The organism is Streptomyces sp. NPDC047453 (assembly GCF_040643155.1).
Taxonomy (GTDB): Bacteria; Actinomycetota; Actinomycetes; order Streptomycetales; family Streptomycetaceae; genus Streptomyces.
Map to the genome: position 1 here is coordinate 1 of NZ_JBEYTS010000130.1, position 9,816 is coordinate 9,816.

Consider the following 9,816-nt stretch of genomic DNA (forward strand, 5'->3'; position numbering starts at 1 on the left):
GAGTTCGAACGGATCATCCAAGAAGCGCGGACCCAGACCGATCAGGAGGACCGGGCCGCATAACCAACGTCTCTACGCAACCAGGGGATTGACACTGCTGTGCCGCGCTGCAGCTGGTTGCACACAGCCAGGGGAAAAGCCTTCTGCACCCACGCTCGCACCGCCGTTGCCCCGGCGCGAGCACGCACATGCCGTCCAGCTTGCGCTCGAACAGCCACTCCCCCTCGAACGTCCGGCGGCCACTGCACACGGCGAGCCGCCCCGCTGGAAGCTGGTGGCCGCCAGCGCACGCCCACTGCAGGCCTTCGAGCCGTCAGCGGACCAACCCGATTTCACAGCATGATCGTGCCGATCGCGGGATCCGGTCCCGTGCACGGGACCGGAGCCCGCAGCGGAGCGCTGGTGCTGTAGCCGAGGCCGGCGATGTGATCAGATCCCTTCGAGGTTCCGGCGGGCCGGGCCCAGCGCGTGGCCGCGGCGCAGTGCGGGTTGCCAGGGATCGTCGTCCTTCAGGCGGGCGTCGATGGTGGTCAGCGTCCCGCGTTGCGGGCCGAGGTCTGGGTCGTCCAGTTCCGTCCAGCTCAGCGGCGTGGCGACTGGGGCGCCGGGCAGGGCGCGGACCGCATACGGGGTGACGCTGGTCTGGCCGTAGGCGTTGCGCTGGACATCCAGGTAGAGCCGGCCTTTGCGGGCTTGCTTGCGGGGCGCGGTGGTGAGCCGGTCGGGGTACCGGTCGGCGAGCAGGTCGGCGAGGCTGCGGGCGAAATCGCGCACCTCGTCGAATCCGGTGCGGCGGTCCAGCGGGACCAGCACATGCAGCCCGCGAGAGCCAGTGCTCATCAGGCCGGAGGGTAGGCCGAGTTCGTCGAGCAGTTCGTGCAGGAGGACGGCGGCCTCCTGCACGGGTGCGAAGTCCCCGCCGGGTGGGTCGAGGTCGAAGACCAGGCGGTCGGGGTGGTCGGGCTGGTCGGCCTTGGACAGCCAGCGGTGCGGGGTGATGCACGCCTGGTCGACGAGGTAGAGCAGGCTCGCCAGGTCATCACAGATCGGATAGGTGACGGTGCCGTCTTCCTTGGGCAGTTCGCAGCGGTGGACCCAGTCGGGGAAGTACTCGGGGGTGTCCTTCTGCATGAACCGGCCGTCGTCGATCCCGTCCGGGTACCGCTCGAGCATCAGGGGGCGGCCGCGCAGGTGCGGCAGGATTCGGCGGCTGACGCGCCGGTAGTAGTCGGCCAGGTCGGCCTTGGTGATGCCGTCGTCCGGGAACATGTCCTTTTCGGCCCGCTTGATTTCGACGGTGCGGTTGCCCGTCCGGATCTCGGTCGTGGTCATGGTGCACCTCGCTCACGAGTCACGTCGGTGGGTTGTTGTCGTCGCGAAGGTCCGGGAAACGCGGGTGGTGCAAACGCCCGGCCTTCGTCCACTCGGTGGCAGAGTGCATGACCCACGTCACGGCCGCCCCCTGGACACCGGGACTGCACCGCACCTGCGGTCCAGCCCGGTGTCCATCCCACCGCTGCCCGGCGGCGGATGCGGGAGGGCCGTCAGGACTTGCCGCGGCCAGTGACGAAATCGCGGGCCCGGTCGACCAGACCGGCGCCCGGTGCGAGGAGCTTATTCGCGGGTGGAGTGTCCGGGGCAGCCGGATGCGGGCGGGTCGGGGCCATAGCTTTGGCCCGCCGGACCTTCTCCCCGAGATCATCGAGCATCTCGGAGGAACACGCCTGACGCAGCTGCGGGAAGAGGTTGTTCTCCTCATCCTCGACGTGGTCGGCGACCTCCTCCATGAGCTGCTGCAGCAGCGGGCTCATCTGGGGGTCATCGGTGTTGATCCTCTCCAACTGCTTGAGGAGTTCCTCGACACGGCTATGATCCGCGAGCTCCTTGTCCGCGATCCGGCCGCCGTCCGCGACATGCTCGCGCACCGTCGGGTACAGGTACTGCTCCTCGGCGACCGAGTGCCGCACCAGCTCGATGGTGACCTCGTCGACGAGATCACGCAGCTCCTGCCCTTGGCCGGCCGTGGATTGGATCCTGCCGAAGATCTCTTCGACCTCCCGGTGGTCGGCCATCAATTCCTCGATCACATTGCCGCCATGCCCCATCGTCCATCCGCCTCTCGCTTGTACTGTCACGGCCAGGTCCGCCCCAGCCTGCACACACTGATCCCCCATCGGCACACCATGTGGGACCCAGCCCAATACCGCTCACTCGATCGGATGCCAGCCTGAATGTCGGCGTCGGATGAGTTCGGCCGTCGCCGAGACTGAACATCGCGCAGGCCTTCAGGGCGTCCTCCGGAGCAGCTGTCGGACACGCCCTCGAGTTCCCATGCAACGGCTTCTCAAGCCGCTGCACGGTGAGCATGGAAACCAGGAGCACGCACTCGCGCCCGCGCGGACGGGGAGCCGCGGTGCGCGGGGGCCAGGTCGGTGGAGTCTGAGGATTATGCAGCGCAAGGCCGTGCGGGGCGACAGGGAGCACGGTATGGAGGCGGCTGGACTGTCCGCGGAACTCCCCCCAAACCCGCTGTCGCGCTTTCCCACGCAGTCCACATTCCTGCTCCCGGCGGTGGCCAGCTGTGGGCGGAGGCCGGTCTTTCGAGCAGGGGCAGACCTGCCACGGGGGGAGCTGGCCTGCCCCTACACGTTGGCACCCGCGAGCCTCCCCTGGAGTGCAGGCACCTGACCCCGCCCGGGGTCACTACATACAGCGCGACATGAAACCGGAGTGTCACAGGTGACGGTGGATGGTCGCGAGGTCAACACCCTTGTAAAGAGCGCCTATCCAACATCGCAGCTAAGACACGAAGCGTGACGCCCCAAGCGACGTGACCTGCTGACGATGGCGGCCAGGTCGCCCTCCCGAGGGATGCGCACCGGGCGTGGCGGCTCGCTGATGACGGCCCGTGTGCTCAGACAACGGGGGGTGGGAGCTGTGTATGACGCCGTAGACGGAAAGTGCTCACCGTTGCTCATCGCGGCGGTGGCGCGGCCGTACGGTTTCCCTCTCGCGGCCCTCGTCGCGCGCCGGCTGGAAGGCATCGGCGATGGCCTCCGCAGCGCCGGACAGGGCCCCCTTCGTCTTGGCTTGACTGCCGGAACCTGCGAGCTGGCTGCCGACGATCTCCGGCAGTCCGACCGGCTTGCGCGGCCCTGCCTCCAGGTCCATGCGGTTGCAAGCCTCGGCGTACCGCAGGTAGGTGTCCACGCTCGCCACCACGACCCGCACATCGATCTTCAGGATTTCGATTCGACCAGGGAGACCCGCACGAACGCGTCGATCACCAACCCTCGGTCGAGAACCAGCTCCAGTACGTCGTACAGGCCACTGGAACCTCCCCCTCCCCCGCCATGCGCTGCCACCACACTCACCCTGACCAGCTCCCTTGCCTATCCCGTGACCCATCACCCCAACCCGGCGGCCGCATCCGCATGAGATCCACAGACGCGACTGCCACCAGCGAACGCCATCGAGTAGCCCCACCCATCTAGATCAAACAAATGTGCGGTGATGAAGGCGCGCGTTGGCCGACAGGGCGGCTGTCGCCGCGCTCGTCCGTGACCACATCGAGCGCTGACCCCAGGGCCGGAGCCCCGCCGCCCTCTACACCGCACCAAGGGCCGCTGACCCGCCCCCGACAACACAACCAGCGGCGCGTCTACCGCTGGTACGGAAGCCCATCACCCGGTACGACGCCTACGACAACCGGCCCAAAGCCGACCGGACCGCATTCCTGGTCACCTCCACGAAGTCGGGGCCACCCAAATCGTCGACGGCGACGGATGCGTCTGACCGCCGATGTGCACTTCAAGGGCGCCCGTGGCGCGGCCCGGGCCGCCGACTCGCTGCCGCACGCGGTCGTGCACGGCCTGGCCGTGTTGGTGAGGGCGCCAGGCTCCGGCGCCCCCAGCGGTTCGTCTGGATGGACTACTCGTTGGGCTGCGCCGCGCTGATGTCACCGAGCGCGGACCCGGGGTCGTGTTCAATGGCCAGGTCACCGATGGAGATGATCCCCACGGGGTGACCGTGGTCGACGACCGGCACACGGCGCACGGCGTGCTCCCGCATCAGCCTCACCGCCTGGTCGAGTTCCTCGTCGGGGGTCACGGTGAAGAGATCGCCGCTGCACGCGGAGGCGACGGTGCGCTGGTCCGGGTCGCCGCCCTCCGCCAGCGCGCGCACCACCAGGTCGCGGTCGGTGACCAGGCCGCGCAGTTCGTCGCCCTCGGTCACCAGGACGACCCCGATGTCCTCGTCGCGCATCTTCTGGGCCACCGTCGTCACCGACATCAGCGGTTCGACCGTCACAAGTTCGCTGGTCATGATGTCGCGTACGTGCTGAACCATGACGCATCCCTTCGTCAGGTCCTGCGATGCCGTCCACCGCACCGCTCCGGTCGGGTACCCGACCGGAGCCCCACCGCACCTGCCCTGCGCCGCGGACCTGGGCCACGGACATGGGCCGGGCGCGGCGGCCGCGCGCGGCCGTTGGCCCCTCGGTGGTCCCAAGCCGGTCCACCTCGCCGTCGGCGTCGACATGGACGGCTGCAAAGACGTGCTCGGCCTGCGGTGGACCGCCGGGTGATTCATCGAGGAGCGCGGATTGCTCTACCACAAGTGGCCCGGGCAGAACACTGCTCAGGACGCCCGCCACCATGAAGTCGAGCGGCCTGCCCGGATGAAGACCATTGAGGAACGCGCCGAAGCTTTGAGCAAGCTCAGCGCATGGCACCTGTGAGCCCCGACCTAGCAGGGGACGCTGTCGGGGCCGCGACGATCTCGATGTCGTTGTCCACCGCGGCCGGGGGGCGGATGTCCGGCTTGGTGAGCGGAGGCGAAGATGACGGTCTTCGGCCGTCGGTTGTCGGCGGCGGGTGGAGACCATGGGCATTCCCGGCCGCTCCGGCGGATCGTCGGGTGTGTCAGTGACCGACAGGGCGCCGGGGCAACGGAGACGAGTACACGACGCTGGTCGTGACGGAGCCCAGGCCGCCGATTCGGCCGGAGACTTCTTCCAGGTGGCGCATGGAACGCGCCGCGACCTTGATGATGAAGCAGTCGTCGCCCGTCACGTGATGGGCTTCCAGGATCTCCGGCATCGCCTTGACCAGGTCGTGGAAGGGCTTGTAGTTGCTGTTCGGGTAGCGCAGCCGCACGAACGCCATGACCATCAGCCCGACCTTGTCCGGGTCCACGACCGCCGCGTAGCCGCTGATGATCCCCGCCTCCTCCAGCCGACGCACGCGCTCGGTGACCGCGCTGGCCGACATGGAGACGGCACGTGCGAGGTCGGTGAAGCTGGCCCGGCCGTCGCGCTGGAGAACGTCAAGGATGCGCCAGTCAATAACGTCCAGGGAAATCGTGGTCATTCATGAGAAGTAACACGGATTCCCCGGCCACAGCAATCAAAGACCGTGGGTGATGCCTTCAGGGTGTCCGTTCCGGCCCGTAGATTCGAGGTCGTAGACAGCAGCCGGGCCGTGTCGCCCGGCATCAGGAAAGGCCCCGTTCCATGACCACGACCGTCCCGAACCCCGTCCTGCGCATCGCCCCCGCAGCACCCGCCGAGGCCGCCGCCCGCTTCCGTGCCTCGCTGCGCTTTCACGCCGACGTGGCCGACGTCGCCGCCGCACTCACGGCCGGCGGCGACCCGGGATTCGTGATTCTCGACTCCCGTTCCACCGAATCCTGGGACCAGGGACACATCCCCGGCGCGGTCCACCTGCCTACCGCGCTCATCCCCGAACAGGCCGGGAGCTTGCTCGACAAGTCGGTGCCCGTCGTCACCTACTGCTGGGGACCCGGCTGCAACGGCGCCACCCGTGCCGCCCTCGCCCTCGCCGAACTCGGCTACCAGGTCAAGGAGATGCTCGGCGGATTCGAGTACTGGGTGCGCGAGGGCTTCGCCTACGAGACCTGGCAGGGCCCCGAGGGCCGCGACGCGGACCCCCTGACCGCCCCGGTCGCGGGCGCCTGCGGCTGCTGACCCCGCCTTGTCCCCGCACTTTGGCGATGCCCGGCAGCCGAGCCGCGCAAAGCCGGGCAGCGCCTGCTGCGCCACCGCGAAGACCGCGCCGACGAATGATCACAATGATGCGGAACACTCCGACCCACGCGTCGACGGGCCGGGGACGGGCCAAGCCGTGGTTCGGACCGTGGCTCAGGGGCGTGCGCTTCGCTGAACTGGGCAGCGGCCACCATGACTGCTGCATCCGTCCAGGGATGGTTTCCGAGCGGATGGTGCACATTGGAAAGGTGAACCTCGGGCAGCGCCTCGCCCATCCACGGCAGCTGTGGCAGTCGAGCCACGCGCTGGTGGCGATTCCGCTTGTACTGATCGTCGCGATCATCCTGGCGGACCTCCGATCCCCGGAATCCGTTCACCTTGGCCCGCTGCTCGTCGTAGCCCCTGCCATCACCGCCTCGTTCGGCGGCTACCGGCTGACTGGACTGATCGGGGCACTGGCGGTGGGTGCCCAGGTCCTCCTCGCTGTGCTCCAGGGCGGGGTGGACACCACCAACCACATCTCGCAGATCATCGCGCTCACGATCCTGTCGGTCTTCGCCGTGATCGTGTGCTTGGTTCGCGACCGGCGGACGGCGGAACTGGCCCAGGTACGGTCCGTCTCCGAGGCCGCCCAAAGAGCCCTGCTGCGCCCACTGCCCGACCGGCTCGGCCCCCTGCACATCGCGTCCTCTTACCTGGCGGCCGAGAAGGAGGCATGCATCGGTGGCGACCTGTACGCGGTGGCGCGCACCGGGGACCGTACGCGTGTGATCGTCGGCGATGTGCGGGGAAAGGGACTGGCCGCGATCGGGGAGGCGGCCACACTGCTCGGCTCATTCCAGGAGGCCGCACACCACCACCCCACGCTGCCCGCCCTCGCGGAGGCTCTGGACCGCAGCGTCTGCCGCTACCTGACTGGGTTCCCGCAGTCGGACGAGGAGGCCCAGGAGCACTTCATCACCGCGCTGCTGCTGGAGATCCCCGATCACAGTCCCGTCTCGCAGGTCGTGCACTGCGGCCACCCGCCGCCCTTCCTGATCAGGCACGATCAGGTGACACCCGTAACGAGCCCCTGCCCGGCACCTCCGCTGGGCATGTCGGGACTGGGGCCGGAGACCTACGACACGCATACCTTCTCGTTCCACGCCGGTGACACTCTGCTCCTTTACACCGACGGTGTCGTAGAGGCCCGCGACAGCAGCAAAGCCTTCTACCCGCTGCAAGAGCGGGTCGCCGAGTGGACCCAGAACAGCCCCAGGACACTTGTGCAGTGCGTCGAAAAGGATCTCCTCGCCCACGCCGACGGCGCCCTCAGCGATGACGCCGCCATCCTCGCCATCCAGCGCACGCCCGTGCCACACACCCGTCTCCACGCCACTCCCCTGGTACACAGCGCTGACCTGGACGACCCGACAGGCTGAACCCGAGCAAGATGCGGGCAAGGCTAGGGGGCCGGATGGCCTCTGGCGGTAAGTGTGCCGTTCAGACCGCTCTGGGGTGCCGGGCAGGCGCCCCAGAGCGTGTGATGTCACAAATTATTGACGGGTTCTTCACGCGGCTAGGAGCCACGGCGTGTATCGCCCAGTCCGACCCAGTCACCGATCACACCGACCTCCACACCGGCGTCGTGGGCAATGTCCTCGGGCGCGACGCCGGCGCTCCAGGCAACAAGAACGGCGCGCCGGAGTTCTTTCGCACGCGTCTCCAACCCGATCTCAGCGGCCTCCCCGGACGCGGCCATCAAGGCAGCCGCGTCCTCGGTCAGCTGTTGGCCCGCCCGGCGAACCGCCTGACGGGCTTCTTCCTGCGGACCGTTCACCGTCTGCCTCCAAGGGGCCGCGCTGTCGATCAGTTCTGCGTGGACGACCGGGCGAGCTTGATGCTGAGCCACAGCAGGCTCACCGGCATCCCGATGCCGCACGCGTCGGCCAGGGCGAGGATCGCCGGCTCCGCGACCGGCAGCAGCTGCCGCAGACCACGCTCGGCCACCTCGGGGACAGGGAAACGGGGCAGCGCAATGGTGATCGTCATGACGCACCTCCGCCTGATCGGCACCCGCAGGCGCGCCGGCGGCGAACATGATCACTGCCCGGCACTTCGCACTTCGAGTCGAGGCCGTCAGACGGCGGCACGATGGCCGCCGGGCGCCCCGGGTGCAACGGAATGGGAGCTGGGACTACTGCTGCAGGAACTCATCCCGTTCACCTCCTCGCGCTAGCAGCGGTCACATCGGACAAGGGCGCAAAACACCCTGGGACATACTACGCATAACACGCTCACCGCCGAAACCTTCCCCAACAGCGGATACTTCCGACCAGGTCACTCACCTTCTGAGACCGCAGCAAGACTGTCAGCGACGACAGGAAGAGTGGCTGTGGATCACTTCAGTGCTGACGCTGCGCAGGGTCACGCCCGGACCTCGTAGGGGCTGCGGCGCTGCGCCCGCCCTTGATCGCGGTGATCTCGCCGTCGACGGTGAAGTCCCGGCAGGCCTCCGAGCGCGTCGACGATCTCCGGATAGGTCTGACCCGCTCGCCCTCGCGGACCGCGAGCGCACGCACGCGGTCCAGCTTGCGCTCGAACAGCCACTCCTCCTCGAACGTCTTCGCTCAGGGTCCCCGCAGTGGAGGTGCCCGACCCCGCCGGGTTGCGGCTGGAGCAGGTGCTTCTGCCGCGTGATGCGTTCTTCGGCCGCACCGAGGAGGTACCGGTGGACAAGGCGAGCGGCCGGATCGCGGCGGAGATGCTCACCCCCTACCCGCCGGGCATCCCGGCCGCGCTGCCCGGCGAACGCCTCAACCACCAAGTGATCGCCTACCTGCGCAGCGGCATCCTGGCCGGCATGGTCCTCCCGGACGCCGCCGACACAGACCTGCAGAGCGTGCGGGTGGCAGTCGAGGAGTGAGCGGACGCCGGACTGCGGGCCAGGTTGTTCTCCCCGGCGGCCTTCATGACCCCTGCCGCCATGTCGATCATCACCGGGTATGGCCCACGCCGGTGACGAACCGGGCCACGACCAGCATCCAGCCGTCGATCGCGAAGCCGCCCAGCATGGAGAAGACCAGGAAGGCGCCCAGCCAGGTGAGGAACATCCGCCGCCTGCCCAGCAGATCGGCGGCGCGGCCGCCGAGCAGGGTGAGACCGGCGTAGCCGAGCACGTAGCCACTCATCACCCACGCCGCGGTGCTGGTGCTCAGGCCGATGGTGGGGACGGCAACGGTCAGCATGGCGACGTCGCTGTCCTCGAGGAAGATCGTGCCGGACAGGACAAGCAGCAGGGCCCAGCCTCGTCCGCTCTTGCGGGCCGCAGGGATGGTGGACACCGATGCGCTCTTCACCCGTTGAGTCGCTTGGTTACCTCCGGGTCATCAGCAACGGACGCTGTCCGTCGCGCAAGCTGCACGCGCCCAGCCACATCGCCCGTGCCCGCACGTCCAACCATCCATCCAGGAGCCCCCGCAATCGCCATGGCCGCGACCGTACCGAGCAACAAGCAACCTAGGCCACACCTATTGTCCGTGCCCGGAGGCTCGCGTGGCTGCCCAGCGCAGAGGTTAAAGAACAAGCTGAGTACGGCCGCACGTATAGCGGGTATGCGAATAATGTCCGCTCTTTTAGTCAGGGCCGCGGGTAGGCCACCGCGAATAGGAGGATTGGCCTGGATCCCCCTGGCGGCCGGGTCTCTTTACGCGGTTCAGCCGTCTTGCGGTCCGACAGACACGCCGGTCGTGGGAGGCTTCCTAATGTTGTTGTCAAGCCGCCCCGGTGACGGGTGGTGCGACTTGGTAGCACCTTCGGTCACGGAT

The 9,816-nt window shown here is 68.2% G+C and carries 10 protein-coding genes and 3 pseudogenes; 5 read left to right on the plus strand and 8 right to left on the minus strand.

The window, feature by feature from the left end; genetic code table 11:
• Positions 1-429: 429 nt before the first annotated feature.
• The 4 genes and pseudogenes from ligD to ABZ818_RS41265 form a co-directional block, all read right to left on the minus strand.
• Complete coding sequence (gene ligD / locus ABZ818_RS41250; protein ID WP_361427049.1) at positions 430-1,332, minus strand: non-homologous end-joining DNA ligase; 903 nt, start codon at positions 1,330-1,332, stop codon at positions 430-432.
• Between the two features lie 212 nt (positions 1,333-1,544).
• On the minus strand, positions 1,545-2,105 hold the full coding sequence (locus tag ABZ818_RS41255) for a hemerythrin domain-containing protein (protein WP_361427052.1): 561 nt from the start codon (positions 2,103-2,105) through the stop codon (positions 1,545-1,547).
• Between the two features lie 859 nt (positions 2,106-2,964).
• Positions 2,965-3,374: pseudogene (gvpJ, locus tag ABZ818_RS41260) on the minus strand (gas vesicle protein GvpJ).
• 556 nt (positions 3,375-3,930) lie between these two features.
• On the minus strand, positions 3,931-4,350 hold the full coding sequence (locus tag ABZ818_RS41265) for a CBS domain-containing protein (protein WP_361427055.1): 420 nt from the start codon (positions 4,348-4,350) through the stop codon (positions 3,931-3,933).
• Here ABZ818_RS41265 and ABZ818_RS41270 point away from each other — a divergent pair.
• Both ABZ818_RS41270 and ABZ818_RS41275 read left to right on the plus strand, forming a co-directional pair.
• Complete coding sequence (locus ABZ818_RS41270; RefSeq protein WP_361427058.1) at positions 4,349-4,588, plus strand: hypothetical protein; 240 nt, start codon at positions 4,349-4,351, stop codon at positions 4,586-4,588. The genes ABZ818_RS41265 and ABZ818_RS41270 overlap by 2 nt on opposite strands.
• Before the next feature lie 18 nt (positions 4,589-4,606).
• Complete coding sequence (locus tag ABZ818_RS41275) at positions 4,607-4,741, plus strand: hypothetical protein (protein ID WP_361427061.1); 135 nt, start codon at positions 4,607-4,609, stop codon at positions 4,739-4,741.
• Positions 4,742-4,925: 184 nt separating this feature from the next.
• Here the strand turns inward: ABZ818_RS41275 and ABZ818_RS41280 are convergent, their stop codons facing one another.
• Entirely contained in the window at positions 4,926-5,372 is a 447-nt protein-coding gene (locus ABZ818_RS41280) for an Lrp/AsnC family transcriptional regulator (protein ID WP_361427064.1), read from the minus strand.
• A 143-nt stretch (positions 5,373-5,515) separates the two neighbouring features.
• Between ABZ818_RS41280 and ABZ818_RS41285 the strand changes: the two genes are divergently transcribed.
• Entirely contained in the window at positions 5,516-5,989 is a 474-nt protein-coding gene (locus ABZ818_RS41285; RefSeq protein ID WP_361427067.1) for a rhodanese-like domain-containing protein, read from the plus strand.
• A gap of 251 nt (positions 5,990-6,240) precedes the next feature.
• Positions 6,241-7,431: a PP2C family protein-serine/threonine phosphatase gene (locus ABZ818_RS41290; protein ID WP_361427070.1), complete on the plus strand. Its 1,191-nt coding sequence runs from the start codon at positions 6,241-6,243 to the stop codon at positions 7,429-7,431.
• A gap of 137 nt (positions 7,432-7,568) precedes the next feature.
• On the opposite strand, the gene ABZ818_RS41295 is transcribed toward ABZ818_RS41290, so the two are convergent.
• Both ABZ818_RS41295 and ABZ818_RS41300 read right to left on the minus strand, forming a co-directional pair.
• Complete coding sequence (locus tag ABZ818_RS41295) at positions 7,569-7,829, minus strand: hypothetical protein (protein ID WP_361427073.1); 261 nt, start codon at positions 7,827-7,829, stop codon at positions 7,569-7,571.
• A gap of 29 nt (positions 7,830-7,858) precedes the next feature.
• Positions 7,859-8,041 (minus strand): GNAT family acetyltransferase, encoded by a 183-nt coding sequence (locus tag ABZ818_RS41300; RefSeq protein ID WP_361427076.1) that lies wholly within the window; start codon positions 8,039-8,041, stop codon positions 7,859-7,861.
• Between the two features lie 592 nt (positions 8,042-8,633).
• Here ABZ818_RS41300 and ABZ818_RS41305 point away from each other — a divergent pair.
• A pseudogene (locus ABZ818_RS41305) lies at positions 8,634-8,915 on the plus strand (ornithine decarboxylase); the annotation flags it as partial.
• A gap of 85 nt (positions 8,916-9,000) precedes the next feature.
• Here ABZ818_RS41305 and ABZ818_RS41310 read toward each other — a convergent pair.
• A pseudogene (locus tag ABZ818_RS41310) lies at positions 9,001-9,333 on the minus strand (MFS transporter); the annotation flags it as partial.
• Positions 9,334-9,816: the final 483 nt, after the last annotated feature.

What these genes read in the sequence shown, in the direction of transcription:
- ligD (WP_361427049.1), bottom strand. Translation starts at nt 1,332, where the DNA reads ATGACCACGACCGAGATCCGGACGGGCAACCGCACCGTCGAAATCAAG.
- ABZ818_RS41255 (WP_361427052.1), bottom strand. Translation starts at nt 2,105, where the DNA reads ATGGGGCATGGCGGCAATGTGATCGAGGAATTGATGGCCGACCACCGG.
- ABZ818_RS41270 (WP_361427058.1), top strand. Translation starts at nt 4,349, where the DNA reads ATGACGCATCCCTTCGTCAGGTCCTGCGATGCCGTCCACCGCACCGCT.
- ABZ818_RS41265 (WP_361427055.1), bottom strand. Translation starts at nt 4,350, where the DNA reads ATGGTTCAGCACGTACGCGACATCATGACCAGCGAACTTGTGACGGTC.
- ABZ818_RS41280 (WP_361427064.1), bottom strand. Translation starts at nt 5,372, where the DNA reads ATGACCACGATTTCCCTGGACGTTATTGACTGGCGCATCCTTGACGTT.
- ABZ818_RS41285 (WP_361427067.1), top strand. Translation starts at nt 5,516, where the DNA reads ATGACCACGACCGTCCCGAACCCCGTCCTGCGCATCGCCCCCGCAGCA.
- ABZ818_RS41290 (WP_361427070.1), top strand. Translation starts at nt 6,241, where the DNA reads ATGGTGCACATTGGAAAGGTGAACCTCGGGCAGCGCCTCGCCCATCCA.
- ABZ818_RS41300 (WP_361427076.1), bottom strand. Translation starts at nt 8,041, where the DNA reads ATGACGATCACCATTGCGCTGCCCCGTTTCCCTGTCCCCGAGGTGGCC.